The organism is Streptomyces tuirus (assembly GCF_014701095.1).
Taxonomy (GTDB): domain Bacteria; phylum Actinomycetota; class Actinomycetes; order Streptomycetales; family Streptomycetaceae; genus Streptomyces; species Streptomyces tuirus.
Window position 1 is genome coordinate 993,337 of sequence record NZ_AP023439.1, and the last position, 17,852, is coordinate 1,011,188.

General features: G+C 72.1%; 9 protein-coding genes. 3 read left to right on the top strand and 6 right to left on the bottom strand.

What is annotated here, in order from left to right; translation table 11 throughout:
- Nucleotides 1-16 precede the first annotated feature (16 nt).
- Nucleotides 17-1,537 carry a glycerol kinase GlpK gene (gene glpK, locus IGS69_RS04700; RefSeq protein WP_190897257.1) on the top strand — a complete coding sequence of 507 codons (1,521 nt, stop codon included), beginning with the start codon at nt 17-19 and terminating at the stop codon, nt 1,535-1,537.
- Nucleotides 1,538-1,757: 220 nt separating this feature from the next.
- Here glpK and IGS69_RS04705 read toward each other — a convergent pair whose 3' ends face one another.
- Genes IGS69_RS04705 through IGS69_RS04725 form a run of 5 tightly spaced genes read right to left on the bottom strand, consistent with a single transcriptional unit; the run spans nt 1,758 to nt 9,974 of the window.
- On the bottom strand, nt 1,758-2,363 hold the full coding sequence (locus IGS69_RS04705; RefSeq protein WP_190897259.1) for a GTP-binding protein: 606 nt from the start codon (nt 2,361-2,363) through the stop codon (nt 1,758-1,760).
- On the bottom strand, nt 2,344-6,042 hold the full coding sequence (locus tag IGS69_RS04710) for a hydantoinase B/oxoprolinase family protein (protein ID WP_190897261.1): 3,699 nt from the start codon (nt 6,040-6,042) through the stop codon (nt 2,344-2,346). Before IGS69_RS04710 ends, IGS69_RS04705 begins: the two co-directional genes overlap by 20 nt.
- A gap of 24 nt (nt 6,043-6,066) precedes the next feature.
- On the bottom strand, nt 6,067-6,462 hold the full coding sequence (locus IGS69_RS04715; protein WP_190897263.1) for a DUF742 domain-containing protein: 396 nt from the start codon (nt 6,460-6,462) through the stop codon (nt 6,067-6,069).
- Between the two features lie 9 nt (nt 6,463-6,471).
- Nucleotides 6,472-6,906 (bottom strand): roadblock/LC7 domain-containing protein, encoded by a 435-nt coding sequence (locus IGS69_RS04720; protein ID WP_190897265.1) that lies wholly within the window; start codon nt 6,904-6,906, stop codon nt 6,472-6,474.
- A complete protein-coding gene (locus IGS69_RS04725) occupies nt 6,903-9,974 on the bottom strand; it encodes a sensor histidine kinase (RefSeq protein ID WP_190897267.1) in 3,072 nt (1,023 codons plus the stop codon). The genes IGS69_RS04720 and IGS69_RS04725 overlap by 4 nt, the downstream gene beginning before the upstream one ends.
- A 418-nt stretch (nt 9,975-10,392) precedes the next feature.
- Between IGS69_RS04725 and IGS69_RS04730 the strand changes: the two genes are divergently transcribed.
- Together IGS69_RS04730 and IGS69_RS04735 are read left to right on the top strand one after the other, a co-directional pair.
- Nucleotides 10,393-10,953: a hypothetical protein gene (locus tag IGS69_RS04730; protein WP_190897269.1), complete on the top strand. Its 561-nt coding sequence runs from the start codon at nt 10,393-10,395 to the stop codon at nt 10,951-10,953.
- 636 nt (nt 10,954-11,589) lie between these two features.
- Complete coding sequence (locus IGS69_RS04735; RefSeq protein WP_190897271.1) at nt 11,590-13,152, top strand: APC family permease; 1,563 nt, start codon at nt 11,590-11,592, stop codon at nt 13,150-13,152.
- Between the two features lie 41 nt (nt 13,153-13,193).
- Here the strand turns inward: IGS69_RS04735 and IGS69_RS04740 are convergent, their stop codons facing one another.
- Complete coding sequence (locus IGS69_RS04740; RefSeq protein ID WP_190897273.1) at nt 13,194-17,822, bottom strand: coiled-coil domain-containing protein; 4,629 nt, start codon at nt 17,820-17,822, stop codon at nt 13,194-13,196.
- Nucleotides 17,823-17,852: the final 30 nt, after the last annotated feature.

The window sequence follows — 17,852 nt, forward strand, 5'->3', positions numbered from 1 at the left end:
AGCCGAAGGGGTAGCCATGACGGACAACTCCGCGAAGTACGTCGCAGCCATCGATCAGGGCACCACATCGAGCCGCTGTATCGTCTTCAGCCAGGACGGCGCGATCGTCGCCGTGGACCAGCGCGAGCACCGCCAGATCTTCCCGAAGCCCGGCTGGGTGGAGCACGACGCCACCGAGATCTGGTCCAAGGTGCAGGCGGTGGTGGCGGGAGCGCTCGCCAAGGCCGGTCTGAGGGCCGACCAGCTGAGCGCGATGGGGATCACCAACCAGCGTGAGACGACCCTGCTGTGGGACCGGGCGACCGGCAAGCCGGTACACAACGCGATCGTCTGGCAGGACACGCGGACGGCGGCCCTGTGCAACCAGCTGGGCGGCTCGGACGGGCAGGACCGCTTCCGTGAGCAGACGGGTCTGCCGCTGGCGACCTACTTCTCCGGGCCCAAGGCGGCCTGGCTGCTCGACAACGTGCCCGACCTCCGGGCGCGGGCCGAACGCGGCGAGATCGCCTTCGGCACGATGGACTCCTGGCTGATCTGGAACCTCACGGGCGGCACGGACGGCGGGCAGCACGTCACCGATGTGACGAACGCCGGGCGCACCATGCTGATGAACCTGGAGACCCTCCAGTGGGACCCGTCGATCCTCTCGGCGATGAATGTCCCGGAGGCCATGCTGCCGGAGATCCGGTCCTCCTCCGAGGTGTACGGCACCGCGGTGGGCCAGCTGGCCGGGGTCCCCGTGGCCTCCGCGCTGGGCGACCAGCAGGCCGCCGTGTTCGGCCAGGCCTGCTACGACGTCGGCACGGCCAAGAACACCTATGGCACGGGCAGCTTCCTGCTGCTCAACACGGGTGACCGCCCGGTGCCGTCGAAGAGCGGTCTGCTGACGACCATGGGGTACAAGATCGGCACTGAGGCGCCGGTCTACTGCCTGGAAGGCGCGATCGCCATCACGGGCGCGCTGGTCCAGTGGTTCCGGGACCAGCTCGGCATCATCCGGACGGCTGACGAGATCGAGCCTCTCGCAGCGAGCGTGGAGGACAACGGCGGTGCGTACATCGTGCCGGCGTTCTCGGGCCTGTTCGCGCCGTACTGGCGCTCCGACGCGCGAGGCGTGATCACGGGCCTCACCCGGTACGTCACGAAGGCTCACCTCGCGCGCGCGGTGCTGGAGGCGACGAGCTGGCAGACGCGCGAGGTCGTGGACGCCATGTACCAGGACTCCGGGGTGCACATCACCACCCTCAAGGTCGACGGCGGCATGACGAAGAACAACCTGCTGATGCAGCACCAGTCGGACGTGCTCGACGTGCCGGTGGTGCGGCCCAAGGTCTCCGAGACGACCTGCCTGGGTGCCGCGTACGCGGCCGGTCTGGCCACCGGGGTGTGGAACGACCTGGACGAGCTCAAGGCGCACTGGCAGAAGGACGTCGAGTGGACGCCGAACATGGAGGCGTCTGTGCGGGACCGCGAGTACCACAACTGGCGCAAGGCCGTGGAGAAGAGCTTCGGCTGGGTGGAGGAGGGCGACAGCTGACCACGCACGCGTGGAGCGTCGCCACGGCTGCGGCCCGTACTCCCGGTCGGCGGGTGTACGGGCCGTGCTCATCAGTTGTCGGTTATGGGCCGTGCTCATCGGTTGTCGGTTATGGGCCTTGCCCGTCGGTCCTCAACCAGGGGCCCTGCGCGTCGGTCCCGGTTGGCGGGGCCGTGTGCGCCGGTCGTCGGGTTCGGGCCGTTCGCGTCGGTCGTCGGTGTCAGCCGGTCACGGCCTCGCGGCGGTCGGCCGCGTACGCCATGGCGTGCTGGACGACGCCGATGAGTGCCTCCTTGACCGATTCGCGGTCCCGGGCGTCGCACATGAGGAGCGGCACGCCCTCATCGAGGTCGAGGGCCTGACGGACGTCCTCTGCCGGGTAACGGGGAGCGCCCTCGAAGCAGTTGACGCCGACGAGGAAGGGGATCGAGCGCCGTTCGAAGTAGTCGACGGCGGCGAAGCAGTCCTCCAGGCGGCGGGTGTCGGCCAGCACGACGGCACCGAGCGCGCCCTCGGAGAGCTCGTCCCACATGAACCAGAACCGCTCCTGCCCGGGCGTGCCGAAGAGGTACAGCACGAGGTCCTCGCGGAGGGTGATGCGGCCGAAGTCCATGGCCACGGTCGTGGTGCTCTTGCCTTCCACACCGCTGGTGTCGTCGACCGGGCGCCCGGCCTCGGTGAGCAGCTCCTCGGTGCGCAGCGGCCTGATCTCGCTGACCGCGCCGACGAGCGTGGTCTTGCCCACGCCGAAGCCGCCGGCCACCAGGATCTTGAGCGTGACGGGCTCGACCGGAGGCTTGCCGCGCTCAGAACGCCCGAAGATCATCGATCTCTTCTCCTGCTTGATGGGGGTCGGGCGACGGCGGGCCATAGCCTCCGCCGCCTGGGGTTTCGATGACGAGTACGTCGCCGGTGACGAGGTCCGCGGAGTCGCTGCCGCCGAGTGCGGTCACCGTGCCGTCCGCGTGCTCCACCCGGTTGGCGCCGAGGGCGCCGGGCTCACCTCCGGCCATGCCGTAAGGCGGGACCCGGCGGTGCTGGGACAGGGTGGAGACGGTCATGGGTTCGAGGAAGCGGATGCGGCGTACGGCGCCGTCCCCGCCGTGCCACCGGCCCGCGCCGCCGCTGCCGCGCCGCACGGCGAACTCCTCGAGGCGTACGGGCAGTCGCCACTCCAGGACCTCGGGGTCGGTGAGGCGGGAGTTGGTCATGTGGGTCTGGACGACGGGTGCGCCGTGGAAGCCGTCACCCGCGCCGGAGCCTGAGGCAACGGTTTCGTAGTACTGGTGGCGTTCGTTGCCGAAGGTGACGTTGTTCATGGTCCCTGAGCCCTCGGCCTGGACGCCGAGCGCCGCGTAGAGGGCGCCGGTGACGGCCTGGGAGGTCTCCACGTTGCCCGCGACGACGGCGGCGGGCGGCTCGGGGGCGAGCAGGGAGCCGGGCGGGACGACGATGCTCAGGGGGCGCAGACAGCCGTCGTTGAGGGGGATGTCGTCGGCGACGAGGGTGCGGAAGACGTACAGGACGGCCGCGTTGACGACCGAGAAGGGGGCGTTGAAATTGGTGGGCAACTGCGCGGACGTGCCGGTGAAGTCGATGGTCGCGGCCCGGTTCTCGCGGTCCACGCGCACGGCCACGCGAATGACGGCGCCCGCGTCGGTCTCGTAGGCGTAGTCGCCGTCGTCGAGAACGTCGATGACCCGGCGTACGGCCTCTTCGGCGTTGTCCTGGACGTGCCTCATGTAGGCCTGGACAACGTCGAGTCCGTAGTCCTCGATCATGCGACCGACCTCGTCGACGCCCTTGCGGTTGGCGGCGATCTGGGCGCGCAGGTCGGCGAGGTTGGTCTTCGGGTTGCGGGAGGGGTGGCGCGCCTCGGTGAGGAGGCGGAGGGTCTCGGCCTCGCGGAAGCGGCCGTTCTCGGCGAGCAGCCAGTTGTCGAAGAGGACGCCTTCCTCCTCGATGGTGCGGCTGCCCGCGGGCATGGAGCCGGGGGCGATGCCGCCGATCTCGGCGTGGTGGCCGCGTGAGGCGACGTAGAAGAGGATCTTCGGATCACTGTGCTGGGCACCCTCCGAGCCGTTCCTCGCGTCACTCTCCGTGTCGGATGGTGGTGCGGTGTCGAAGACCGGCGTGATCACCGTGACGTCGGGCAGGTGGGTGCCGCCGTGGTACGGGTCGTTGACGGCGTAGGTGTCGCCCGGGCGCATTCGGGGGCCGCGCCGGCGGATGACCTCTTTGACGCTCGTGCCCATGGAGCCGAGGTGGACGGGGATGTGCGGGGCGTTGGCCACCAGGTTTCCGTCCGGGTCGAAGAGGGCGCAGGAGAAGTCCAGGCGCTCCTTGATGTTGACGGACTGGGCGGTCGATTCGAGGCGGGCGCCCATCTGCTCGGCGATCGACATGAACAGGTTGTTGAAGACCTCAAGCAGAACCGGGTCGACTTTCGTGTCGAGATCGGAACTCTGTGTAATCGCGGCGCGTTCCATGACCAGATGCCCGTCGTCGGTCGCCGCGGCCCGCCAGCCGTCGTCGACGACGGTCGTGGACCCGGCTTCGGCGATGATCGCCGGGCCGGTGACGGTGTCGCCGGGAGGAAGGTCCTCGCGGCGGTGGAGGGGTACGTCGCGCCAGGCGCCGTCCGCGTGGAGGCGGACGGTCCGGGGCGCTGCGGAGCCGCGGCCGGGGTTGCCCTCGGGGGCGGCCCGCCAAGGGGCGAGAGCGGAGAGATCAGGGGGTTCGGTGATGCCGGTGGCTTCGACGGAGAGGGCTTCGACGACGATCGGGCGGTCGAGCGTGAAGGAGTACGTGGCGCGATGACGTTCTTCGAATGCGTGGCGCATCGCGCCCGGCTCGGTCAGCTCGACGGTGAGGGTGGTGTCCGTGCCGTCGTAGCGCAGTTCCGCGCGTCGGGTGACCTCGATGTGGTCCTCCGGGACGTCTTCGGCAAGGAGTTCGGCGCGGGCCGCCGCCTCCAGGTCTTCGGCGGTCTTGAGGACGCCGGGCATCGAGGCGGCCTCCAGGGGTGCCTCGACGGACTGCTCGCGCATGGCGGTGGTGTCGGCGAGGCCGATGCCGAGTGCGGAGAGGACCCCGGCCATGGGTGGTACGAGGACGCTGCGGATGCCGAGGGAGTCGGCGACCTTGCAGGCGTGCTGACCGCCGGCGCCGCCGAACGTGGTGAGGGCGTAGCGGGTGACGTCGTGGCCCTTCTGGACGGAGATCCGCTTCACCGCCGACGCGATGTTGGCCACGGCGATCTGCAGGTACCCCTCGGCGACCTGTTCCGGCGTGCGGTCGTCGCCGGTCCGCTCGCCGATCTCGCGGGCGAGGGCGGTGAACCGGTCCCGGACGAGCACCTCGTCGAGAGGCTCGTCGCCGCCCGGCCCGAACACCTTCGGGAAGTGGGCGGGCTGGATCCGGCCGAGCATGACGTTGGCGTCGGTCACGGTGAGCGGCCCACCGCCCCGGTAGCAGGCAGGTCCGGGGTCCGCGCCCGCCGAGTCAGGCCCTACGCGGTAGCGGGAGCCGTCGAAGTGCAGGACGGAACCGCCACCGGCGGCGACGGTGTGGATGTCCAGCATCGGGGCGCGCAGCCGGACGCCGCCGATCCGGCTGGTGAAGACGCGCTCGTACGCGCCGGCGAAATGGGAGACGTCGGTGGAGGTGCCGCCCATGTCGAAGCCGATCACGCGGTCGAAGCCGGCGAGCTGCGACATCCGGGCCATGCCGACGATGCCGCCGGCCGGCCCGGACAGGATGGCGTCCTTCCCGCGGAACTGCCCGGCCTCGGTGAGGCCGCCGTTGGACTGCATGAACATCAGCCGTACGCCTTCGAGTTCGTCGGCGACGTGCCGGACGTAGCGGCGCAGCACGGGCGAGAGGTAGGCGTCGACCACGGCGGTGTCTCCGCGGGGGACGAGCTTCATCAAGGGGCTGGCCTCGCCGGAGAGCGAGATCTGCGGAAAGCCGATGCGGGCGGCGAGCTCCCCGACGGCCTGTTCGTGGGCCGGGTGGAGGTGGCTGTGCATGCAGACCACCGCGACGGCGCGGATCCCGTCGTCGTACGCCTCCTGGAGCGGCCCGGCGAGGGCGTCCAGGGCGGGGGCGCGCAGGACGGTGCCGTCGGCGGCGATGCGCTCGTCGACCTCGACGACCCGTTCGTACAGCAGCTCGGGCAGGTCGATGCGGCGGGCGAAGATGCTCGGGCGGTTCTGATAGGCGATGCGCAGGGCGTCGCGGAAGCCGCGGGTGATGAGCAGCAGCGTGCGCTCGCCCTTGCGTTCCAGGAGGGCGTTGGTGGCGACGGTGGTCCCCATGCGCACGCTGTCGACGGGCTCGTCGGAGCCGCCCAGCAGGGTGCGGACGCCCTCGACCGCGGCGTCCGCGTAGCGGGTGGGGTTGTCCGAGAGCAGCTTGTGCGTGAGCAGCCGGCCGTCCGGGCGCCGGGCGACGACGTCGGTGAAGGTGCCGCCGCGGTCCACCCAGAACTGCCAGCCAGTCACGTCAGTACCCCGCTTCCACGCTGCTCACAGCGCCCGGAGGCCGTTGATCACGTCGCGCAGAATACTCTCGTCCGGCAGCTCGGCGGGGGGTACGGGCCGGTTCACATGGACGAATTCTCCGTCCACGAGATCTCCGACGAGGACCCGTACCACTCCGATCGGCAGGTCGAGTTCCGCTGCGAGTTCGGCGACCGACTGCGGGACGTCACGGCACAGTTCGACGATGTCCACGTGCTCCGGGGAGAGCATGTGGTCCGCTTCGGGATCGTCCGCGTGCGGCTCCGCGACCACGACCGCGATCAGGTCCAGGCGGTGCTGGCCCTGGCTGCTGGTGCGGCCGCGGGTCATGGCGTACGGGCGGACGACCGGTCCGGCGTCGTCGTCGAACCAGTGGCTTCTTCCCTGACCGTCAGCGCTCATGCCATCCCACTACCCGCCTGCGGGCAGATCGGTGCGCGGAGCGGCGGCCAGATGCACACCCACCCGCTTCACGAGCAGCGTCATCTCGTAGGCGACCTGGCCGACGTCCGAGTCGGCGTCGGAGAGGACGGCGAGGCAGCTGCCGTCACCGGCGGCCGTCACGAAGAGGAAGGCGTCGTCGAGCTCGACGACCGTCTGGCGGACGTTGCCGGCCTCGAAGTGACGCCCCACGCCCTTGGCAAGGCTGTGGAACCCGGAGGCGACGGCGGCCAGGTGCTCGCTGTCCTCCCTGGTCAGGTCTTTGGACACGCCCGTCGGCAAACCGTCGCTGGAGAGCACGAGAGCCTTGCGGATGCTCGCGACTCGGTCCACCAGATCGTCGAGGAGCCAGTTCAGCTCCCCCTTGATCGTCGCGGTGTGGCCGGTCGCCTTCGGTGCGGTCATCGACCGTCCCCCTCTGTCGTTCCTTGTGGTGCTGTGCCGCTGTGGGCGGTATCGCCCGCGGCGTTCTCCTCACGGCCGCGCTGCCAGCCCCGCTGGAGCGATGCCATGCGGCTGCGTACTTCCTCGGCGTCGCGTTCGACGGGCTCGGCCCCGACGTCGGTACGCGGCTTCGAGCTCCGTTTCAGCTGCGGGGCCAGGTTCGCCTGCCGGACGCGCCGGGGCAGCGGGGCCGTGCCGGAAGCGGGCTGTGGTGCGGAGCCGGTTCCCTGGGGTGTGGCGCCGGAGCCCGTCCCGTGGCGCGAGGGTCCGGCGGCGGTCTCCGAGGAGCCGTGGTCGGGTGTCTCGGAGCCGCTCGCGGCGATCTCCGCGCGGCGGGTCCGCCTCGGGAGGACGGCTGGCTCCGATCGGTCGCCCGTGGCGCCGGGCGAGGCCGGGGATGCGGTGTGCTCCTCGTTGCGACCGGCCGCGCCGATGCCGCGGCGGGTGGAGTCGGTCCCGCGACGGCGGGCCGGCAGCGGTGGCGGTGCGTCCGGCAGGGCGTCGCCCCGGACGCTGCCGGACGAGGAGTTCTCGGTGCGGCGCCGGGCCGGAAGGGCGGACGCCGGTTCGGGGCCCGGCCGGCCGGTGGCCCGGCTGCCCGTCGGATCCTCGCTCCGGCGGCGTGACGGGAGCGCGGAGGTGGGGCTCGACTCCGTGCGGGCCAGGGCCGTGGTGGTCTCCTCGTCCGTCTTGGCCCGCCGGGTGCGCTGCTCGGTGACCGGGCGTCCGTGCGAGCTGACCAGCTTGGGGGTGTGGCGGCGGGGCAGCGGGACCGGCGGGCTCAGCTCGTCGTCGGCGTCGGACCCGTCCCCCGTGCCGCGGGCGTCGGCGGTCCGGCGCGGGTCGGTGCGGCGAGCTGCGGTCTCGTCCGTGGCGCGGATGAGGGAGTGGCGGGGCCGGAACAGGCCACCGTGTTCGCCGTCGTCGTCCTCGACGGCTCCGGGGAGGTCTGCGATGGCGTCCAGGCCGACGGGTGCCTCGAGCTCGACCGGTCCGTCCAGCAGGGTGGCGGGCAGGCCGGGGCGCTGCGCGGACGCCTGGGACAGCGCGGCGCGGCGGCTGTCCTGCGGTTCGCTGTCCGGGGCCAGCTGGGGGCGGTCGAGGCGGAACCCGATGCCGTTGGTGTCCGGGACGTCGTCGGTCAGCAGCGCGTCGGGGATGAAGACCACGGCGGTCGTGCCGCCGTACGGGGAGGGCTGCAGGGAGACCCGGACGTTCTGGCGCTGGGCGAGCCGGCTGACGACGAACAGGCCGAGCCGGTCGGTGTCGGAGAGCTCGAACTCCGGCGTCTCGGCGAGCCGGAGGTTGGCGTCCAGCAGCGCTTCGGCCGCCATGCCGAGGCCTCGGTCGTGAATCTCCAGGGTGAAGCCGTTGGCGACGCGTTCGCCCAGGACCTGGACGGCGGTGTGCGGCGGCGAGAAGACCGTGGCGTTCTCCAGCAGTTCGGCCACGAGGTGCGTGAGGTCGGCGACGGCCGGGCCGCTGATGGCGATTCGCGGCAGACGTCGGACCTCGATGCGCTCGTAGTCCTCGACCTCGGCGACGGCGGCACGCACGACGTCCATCAGCTGGACGGGCTTGCGCCACTGCCGGGAGGGCGCGGCGCCGGAGAGGATCACCAGGCCCTCGGCGTGCCGGCGCATGCGGGTGGTCAGGTGATCGAGGCGGAACAGGTCGGCGAGTTCCTCGGTGTCCTCGGTCCGGCGCTCCATGGCGTCGAGGAGGGTGAGCTGCTTGTGCAGCAGAACCTGGCTGCGGCGGGCGAGGTTGACGAAGACCTCGGAGACGCCGGCGCGCAGTTCGGCCTGCTTGACGGCGGCTTCGACGGCGGCACGCTGCAGGGTGTTGAGGGCCTGGCCGACCTCGCCCATCTCGTTCTTGTCGTATTCCAGGCGCGGGACCTCGGTCTCGACGTCGACCTGCTCGCCCGCGGAGAGGCGGCGCATCACACTGGGCAGCCGCACTCCGGACGCTTCGTGGGCCTCCAGGCGCAGTTGCCGCAGATCGCGGATGAGGGTGCGGCCGACGCGCACGGACAGGAAGAGGGAGACCAGGAGCGCGATCAGGCCGAGTGCACCGGCGATCACGGCCTTGGCGATGACACCGACGGCGACGGGGTGGACGCGGTCCTGGTAGCGGTCGTTGGCCTGGTCGTTGAGGGTGCCGAGCTCGTCGAGCACGTTCCCTGCGGCGCTGTCCCAGCTCTTGGCGGAGACGCCGCGGGGGCTTCCGGCCCCGGCCTCGGAGGAGACGGCGGCTTCCTCGGCCACGCGCAAGGGAGCGGAGGAGGCGTTCTTCCAGAAGGTCTGGTAGCGGTCGCGTTCCGCCACGGGCAGCAGCGGCAGGTTGACGTCGTACATCAGAGTGCGCTGGGCCACGAGGTCGGAGATGTCCCGCTCCTCGGAGTGCGAGATCCTGCCGACGATCAGGGCGGAGCCGAGGAGGGCGTCCTCACGGGAGAGCAGCTCGCGGGCGCGGGCGAGGTTGACCAGCGCGCGGTACTGCTTGTCCAGCTCGATGTTGTCGACCACGTGCAGGTTGGCGAGGAGCACGTAGCTGGGGTCGACCAGCCGGTTGTAGAGGTCGAGGGCCTGGGTGCGGTTGACGGTGCCGTCCTCGACGCTGCGGCGCAGCGAGTCGATGCCGTCGAAGGCGTCCAGGACGGCGGTCAGTCGCTCGTCGGTGTCCGCGCCCATCGCATCGCGCACGTCTGGGTTCCGGGCGTTCTCGCGGATGCCGGCGACGGCCTTGTCGGTGGCGTTCCGGCTGCGCCGGAGGGCGGCGAGACCGTCGGACGCGCGGGGGTCGGCGAGGTGGACGAGGGTCTGGCGGCGTTCCTCCTGGAGGACGCGGACGGTGTCCTCGATGGGGTAGCCGATCTTCTCCACCACGGACGACACGTTGAAGAGGTCGCCCGCCTCACGTCCCGTGAGCACCGTGGCGAAGGCCCAGATCGCGGTCAGGGACACCAGCGGCACGAGAAGCAGCGCCACGATCTTCCGGCGGATGGACTTCCCGCGAAAGCGCATGGCCTCCCCCAGCTCGGGCCCCCGGCTACCGGGGGTACACATGTGCGTCAACAAACGGCGCGAGCCTACTACCGACGCACAGGGAACTCGAAGACTGGTCCGGAGCCTGGAGTTCCGCGCCAGCCACGCGGCATGGCGAGTTGTCCGGGCATTGCGGGAGTTGTCTCCCGAAACCGGTGGTCGCGGCGCGGACCAACCCCTCGACTCCGTCAGGGTGGTTGGCCGAAATTTTTCGGTCTCCGGGAATCTTCATGAGGAGTTGTTCGTCCTTCTCTATGGGAAACGGGGGCGGAATCGGCCACAGGAGCCGCGTCCCGCACCTGGGCGGCGTAAAACAGCGCAAGCCGGGCAGCCACTGGGGAGCACGGGTCTTCGGACGCGAGCGATTGGTCTGCTGGCGGTGGGGAGTGACACGGTGATGGGCACGGCGGAACGGCGCGGTGCGCCCGGGGCGGGTGGGGCGCAGCTGACGGGGCATCGGGATCCCGAGGCGACCGATCGCGGCATTTCCGAGGGCGCGGCGGGGCCCTTGCAGCGAGAGGCGGGGGTTCGGGCTCGCGAGGGGGGCCGTGGCACCCGCGAGGAGTACTACCGGCCCCTTTGGGTCGAGGAGCCCGCCCGGCGGCGTCGGCTGCCGGATCCGGTGCGGACGGCTGCGGTGCGGGCGGTCCTCCTCATAGCCGTGACGCTGATCCAGGCGATGGTGGCCTTCCTGTGCACGATGGCCGGGTCCTGGCTGGCGTTCCCCATGGTGATCAGCAGTGTGGTCAGCACGATCGCGGCCACCTGGGGAGCGCTCGACGTGTGGGTGACGCGCCAGGTCTGGAACCAGCGCAACGGCGTGGTGTCCGTACCGAGCAGCACGGCGCGGGCCCTGCGGCGCGAGCGACGCCGGACCAGGCGGCAGGAGAGGACCGCCGAGCGGGCACAGGAGCGGATACGCCGGCGGGGTGGAGCGGGGCAGCTGTCCCACTCGTGAGACGTGGCGACGGGGAGGATCCGGGGCGAGGGCGAGGCCACCGGATGCGAGAGCGGCCACTGGCCGAGACCCCGCCCGGCGCGTCCTCGCCGTAGGGTCCCGCGCATCTTCATCGTCGGGCATCGCTCGTCTTCACGGTGGTGCACCAAGCGCCCTAACCGAGTGACACCGCGCGTCCTCACGCGGGCGGTCCACGGCGAGTACAGCCGTTCCGCGTTGGGGACGGCGCCGATGACGACGATCACGAGGCCCCGCGGACGGTGCGGCCGTCGGTGAGGTGGCTCACTCCAAATATCGCGGCGGTGAAGGCGACCCACTCCAGTGACGGCCGCGGTGAGGCAGCCCACTCGGCGACGGCCGCGGTGAGGCGGCCCCCTCCAGCGACGGCAGCGATACCCCACAGCCCGGCCACGCCGATGTCGGTGACCGGGAAAGCAGGTCGGCTCGGCGGTGCAGTGCGCGGCGCACACGGTGACCGTCTCGGCGCCCGGTTCCGGCTTCGGACGCGAGCTCGGGCCCGCGGGGGCGGCCGACTGTCACGAGACGAAGCACCTCTGGCGCAACACCCGTCCCACCCGCCAGGGTTGGTTCGACTGATCCACGCCGCTGTGAGGCACACCCATTGAGGAACCGACCGTGAAAACAACCGCAGAGCCGACCGATCCACACGGCCGGGACGACGCCGAACTGACCGAGTTCGGCTACAGACCCGAGCTCAAACGCACCCTCGGCAACTTCCATACCTTCGCCGCGGGGATCAGCTACATCTCGATCCTGACCGGCACCTTCCAGCTGTTCTACTTCGGCTACGGCAGCGGCGGCCCCGCCTACTGGTGGTCGTGGCCGATGGTCTTCGCCGGCCAGTTCATGGTCGCCCTGTGCTTCGCGGAGCTCGCCGCCCGCTACCCCGTGGCCGGCTCCGTCTACAACTGGTCCAAGAAAATCGGCAATCCGCACCTGGGCTGGCTCGCCGGCTGGATGATGCTGATCGCCTCGATCGTCTCCATATCGGCCGTCGCGCTGGCCTACCAGCTGACGCTGCCGCAGATCTCGTCGTTCTTCCAGTTCGTGGGGGACGGCACCGGTACCTACGACGTGGCGACCAACGCGGTCATCCTGGCCGCGGTGCTGATCCTGTTCACGACGCTCGTGAACGCCTTCGGCGTCAAGCTGATGGCGCGGATCAACACGGCGGGCGTGTTCATCGAGTTGATCGCCACCGTCGTACTGATCATCCTGTTCGCGGTCCACATCACGCGTGGTCCGCAGGTCGTCCTGGAGACGCATGGCACCGGCGCGGGCTATGGAGACGGCTACCTGGGCGCCTTCCTGGTGGCCTCGCTGGCCTCGGCGTACGTCATGTACGGCTTCGACACCGCCGCCTCGCTCGGCGAGGAGTCCCTGGACCCGACCAGGAACGCGCCGCGCGCGATCATCCGGGCGATCGTCGCGTCCTTCGTGCTGGGCGGCCTGATCCTGCTGCTCGCGCTGATGAGCGTGTCCAGCCTGAAGGGCGAGAAGCTCTCCACGGACGGTCTGCAGTACATCGTGCTGGACGTGCTCGGCCCGACGGCCGGCAAGGCGATGCTGTGGTGCGTGCTGATCGCGGTGACGGTGTGCGCGCTGGCCGTGCACACGGCGGCGGTGCGGCTGGCGTTCGCGATGGCCCGCGACAACAACCTGCCCGCGTCCTCGAAACTGGCGAAGTGCCACCCGCGGTTCCACACGCCGGTCCTGCCGACCGTGATCATCGGGATCCTGGCGCTGGCGATCCTGGTGGTCAACATCCGCCAGCCGCAGATCTTCACGGTCGTCACCAGCATCGGCATCATCATGATCTACCTCGCCTACCTGGGCGTCACGGTGCCGCTGCTGGTCGCGCGCCTGCGCGGCGCGTGGCAGCCCGCGGGCGAGGGCCGCTTCTCCCTGGGCCGCTGGGGTCTGCCGGTCAACATCCTGGCCGTCCTGTGGGGGACGGCCATGACGCTCAACCTGATCTGGCCCCGGGCCGCGGTCTACAACGCCGCGGCTCCCTACCACTGGTACCTGCGCTGGGGCGCGGTGCTGTTCGTGGCCGTCATCGCGGGCGGCGGCTTCGCCTACTACTGGTTCGTGCAGCGGCACCGCACCGGTGTGCTCGCCGAGCACCGTTCGCAGGCCACGGACACCGCTGCTGTCGCCGCCCCGGCGGCCGACTGAAGGCGGACCCGTGAGGACGCAGCAGTCTGACGGCGTCGTCGTCACACCGGGCGCTTGTACATCCTGGTCGCCGTGATCTCGCTGTGGACCGCCTCCCCCGTCCGGGCCTGCTGCGGCAGGCCCGGGCGGAGGTGCTCCTCGACGCTGATGTACTTGAGGCCGGCCCTGAGGTCGGCGTCGTTGCGCATGCGGATGACCAGGGGGAACTCGGCCAGCGCGGTGGTGTCGAACAGGCCCGTGGTGTACAGGAGCTGCACGCCCAGGGCGTCCGACACCGCCCGCTGGAGTTCCAGCAGGTACGTGGCGTTGGCGCGGCCGATGGGGTTGTCGAGGAACAGGGTGCCGGCGTGCCGGTGCTTGTCGCGGCCCCGGTCGTTGGACCGCAGCGCGGCCATCGTGCAGTAGAGGGCGATGGCCGCGGTGAGGAGCTGGCCGCCGGAGAAGACGTCGCCCATCTGCCCGACGGGGACGCGCTCGGCGCGCAGCACGGCGTCGGGCTTGAGGATCTCGACGGCGACACCCTTGGGCTCCAGCGCCGCGGCGACACCCCTGAGCAGCAGGGACATGCCGTCGCGCCGCAGGTCGGAGTTCTTCTTGACGGCGGCGCGGGTCGCCTCGTCGATGACCTCGCCGAGCCGCTCGGTGAGGGTGGCCTGGTCGGGCTCCTCGAAGCGGATGCGGAGGAACTCCTGCCCGGACCACTCCCCGAGGCCCTCCGGCAGCCGGGAGAGCCGCTGCGCGGAGCGCAGGGTGGCCAGGGCCGACTCGACCAGGCCGCGCAGGCGGTCCACGATCGAGTCGCGGTTGCGCTCCAGCTGCTCCAGTTCGTCGGTGAGGACGCGGAGCCGGGGTGCGAAGGCGTCGGCCCACTTCTGGGCGTGGTCGGGCAGCGCGGAGGCGGGCAGTTCGCGGATCTGCTGGCGGGCGGGGGTGCGGACCTGCTCGTAGCGGGTGGAGTTGGCGTGCCGGACGAGGATGTCGCTGGCCTCACGGACGGCGGCCTCGGCGGCGGACAGGTCGGCGGCGCAGCCGCGCAGGGAGCGCCGGGCCTCCGCGGCCGACTGCCGGGCCTCCTCGGGGCTGCCGGGGTAGGGCTCGGGCTCCTCGTGCTCCTCGTCCGTGGCGTGTTCGCGCAGCAGGTCCCGGAGCATGGCGGCGATCTCGTCGAAGCCGCTCGCCGCGTCCTCGGCGGCGCGGTGGGCGTCGAGGAGTTCGGCGTGCGCCGCGCGTGCCTGGTTCAGCGCCTCGGTGTGGGAGGCGAGTTCGCCCGTGGCGGTGCGCAGCAGGTTCTGCGCGTGCTCGGCGTCGCGCGGCTGAAGCTCCTCGGGCAGGTCGGTGTGCGTCTCGCCGTCGTCGGCGGGGGCGAGGCGTTCGGCCTCGCCGCGCAGCCGCCCCAGCTGCTCGCTCGCGGTCGACATCCGGGTCTCCAGGAGCTGCACCAGCTCCTCGGCGCGGGCGGCGGCGGCCTGGCGGCTGGGGCCGTCGGAGCCGTCGGGGGATTCGAGGAGCTGCTCCGCGCGGGTGCGGACCTTGTTGCTCAGCCGGTCCAGCTCCGCGCGGGCGGCGCTCTCGTCGCTCTCGGCGCGGGCCTGCTCGGCGCGCAGGTCGGCGCCCACACCGACCTTCTCGTACACCTGGGACGCGGCCCGGTAGGCCTCGCGCAGGGCCGGCAGGGAGGCCTTGGGCGCCTGGTCGTCGTCCGCGGGCACGTCGTCGGGGGCGCCCGCGATCTCGGAACGCTCGGCGCGCAGCGCGCGGGCGGTACGGCGGGTGTCGTCGGCGGCGCGCTGGGCGGCCCGCCGGTCCTCGTCGGCGGCCCGGGCCCGCTCCAGGCAGGACTGGGCGCTCGCCTCGGACTCGGCCGCCTCGTCGGCCAGTTCGCGCAGTTTGACCTGCCAGCCGGCCCGCTCGCGCAGCCGGAAGGCGAGCCCGGCGAGGGCGTCGGCGGAGCGACGGGCCTTCTGGGCTGCCTCCTGCCGCTCGTCCCGGACGCGGGCGGCCTCGGCGGCGACCTCGTCGGCCTCGGCCCGCACGGTCCGGGCCTCGGCCAGTTCGGCCTCGGACTCCTCGGCGAACGCGCGGCTGTCGTGGGCCGCCCGGGCCAGTTCGGTCAGCCGGCCGGCGGGGCAGCCGGTGCGCCAGGAGGCGAGCCGGGCGGCCAGTTCGCGGTCCTTGTCGAGCCGGGCGGCGAGGGTGCGGATCTCCTCGTCCCGCTCGGTGGCCCGGGCGCGCAGCGCCTGCCGCTCCTCGTCGGCGGCGTGCTCGTCGTGCATGGCCGGGTTCGGCGGCACGAGGAACACGTCGCCGCTACCGGAGTCCGGGGCGGGCGTCGGGGCGAGCAGGGCGGCGGCGGTGCCGACCGCGACGGCCGAACGGGGCAGCAGCGCCGCCTCGCCCAGCGCCTCCCGGGCGCGTGCGTGGGAGTCGGGGTCGGTGATGATCACGCCGTCGACGAGTTCGGGCCGGGCGGCCAGTACACGTGCGTGGTCGGCGGGGTCGACGGCCTGGGCGAGATAGCGCCAGCCGGGCAGCGCGGGGATGCCGTGCTCGCCGAGGAACTCGACCGTGGCCAGCACGTCCGGGCCGGGCGGCAGCAGCCCGCCGTCGCCGAGCGCGCCGAGGATGCGGGAGTCGTCGGCGGCGGCCGTGCGCAGGTCGAACAGCTGCCGCTCGGCCGAGGAGACGGCGTCGTCGAGCAGGTCGCGCAGGTCGTCGGCGAAGCGGTCGAGTTCCTCCGGGGTGAGGCCCTGTTCGGCAGCGGCCGGCTGCGCGACGGGCGCGCCGTCCGTGCCGTGGCGGGGTTGCGGAATGCCCGGGCGGGTCTCCGGGGTCAGGCTGAGCAGTTCCGCGAGCCGCTCCTCCCCCGCCAGTGCCTCCGCGGTGCGGCGCTCGGCCTCGTAGGAACGCTCGGCCGCCGTGGCCGCGTCGGCGGCGCGGGCCGCGGTGAGTTCGGCGCGGGATTCGGCGGATGCGGCTTCGCGGGCGTGCTCGGCGGCCCGGCGGGACGCCTCGCGGGCGGCGTCCCAGGCCGCGACGGCGGTCTTCTCGGCGTCGCTGGCGGCCAGGGCCGCGCGGGCGGGGTCGGCGTCGGGCGCGGTGTCGTCGAGCCAGCCGGCCCGGACCGCCTCGGCGGTCTCCTGCTCGACTTCGGCGAGGCGCTGCTTGAGGTGACCGATCTCGCTGCGGGCGCGCTGGGCCTGGGTGGCGGCCGCGGTGGAGTCGCGGTAGGCCGCGTCGCTGACCTCCTGGAGGGCGGCGGAGCGCTCCTCCTCCTCATTGGCGTGGCTCTCGGCCTTCTCCGCTGCGGCGTGCAGGGCCCGTACGAGGTCGACGGCGGCCTTGGAGCGGGCGGCCAGGGCAGGCGCGGCGTCCCGCTCGGCCTCCTGGATGGCGGCGGACACGCGGGTGACGCGGTCGGAGGCGGCGCGGTGGCGCAGCACGGCCTCGGCGGCCTGCCACGCCGAGTACAGCGTGCGGGCGTCGGCGAGCTCGCGCTTCTGCGCGGCGGCGGACTTCTCGGCTCCGGCGAGCGCGAGCGAGGCGTGCCGGTAGGCGAGTTCGGCGGAGATCAGCGCACTGCGCTCGCGGGCCGCCCCGGCGTGCGTGACGGCGTACGCGGCGGCGGTGACCCGCTGGGCCAGGTCTGCGGCCCGGACGCGCTCCCGCACACCGCGCGCGGACAGCCTGCGGGCCAGGGTCCGGGTGCGGCGCTCGGCTCCGGCGTGGACGTCCCGCGCGCGGGAGCGGGCCTCGGCGGCCTCGACGATCCGCCCGAGGAGGTCGACGGACCCGGCGGTGAAGTCGCGTTCGGCGATCAGCTCGGCGCGCCGGCCCAGCTTGTTGCCGAAGCCGCTGACCAGGTCGGCGAGTCCGTCGGTGTCGCGGGTGTCGGTGACGGCGCGCAGCAGCAGGTCGGTGAAGTCGGCGTCCTTCTTGACCGCGAAGAGACCGGCGGCCTCACCTTCGTCGGCGTTCATCTCGCGCTGGTAGCGGAAGAGCTCGGGGTCGAGGCCGAGGTCGCCGAGGTGCTCGATCCAGCGGTCGTGGGTCTCCTCCCAGTGCACCTCCAGGTGCGGGTAGTTCCTGCCCGCCTCGGTGAGGGCGTCGCGGAAGCCCTTCATGGTGCGGCGCCGCCCGCGCGCACTGGACTGGCCCTCGACCGGGGCCCGTACGGCGGTGGACTCCGCGACGGGCAGACCGTCCAGGTTCAGTCCGGGCCCGGGCCGGAAGGAGTACCAGGCCTCGGCGAACTTCCGCGGGTCGTTGGAGACCTGCCGCCCGCGCCACTCGCTGACCTTGCCGACGACGACGCACTCGCCGGTCAGCACGTGCTGCCACTCCAGCGCCACGTGGCCGCAGTCGTCGGCGAGGAGGAACTTGCGCAGCACACCGGAGCTGGCGCCGCCGAGGGTGTTGCGGTGGCCCGGCAGCATCACGGAGAAGATGAGCTTGAGCAGCACCGACTTGCCGCCGCCGTTCTCCAGGAAGAGCACCCCGGCGGGTGCGGGCCGGCGCGGCGGGCCGACCGGCTCGTCCTCGAAGAACTCCGCCTGCGTGGGCGCGGGGTCGGGCACGATCTCGCCGACCCCCCGCAGGTCAAGCACGGTGTCGGCGTAGCGCGCACCGGCGGGCCCGATCGAGTAGAGGCGGACCCGGGACAGCTCGTACATGGCGGACTCTCGTAAGTCTTCGTGAGATGG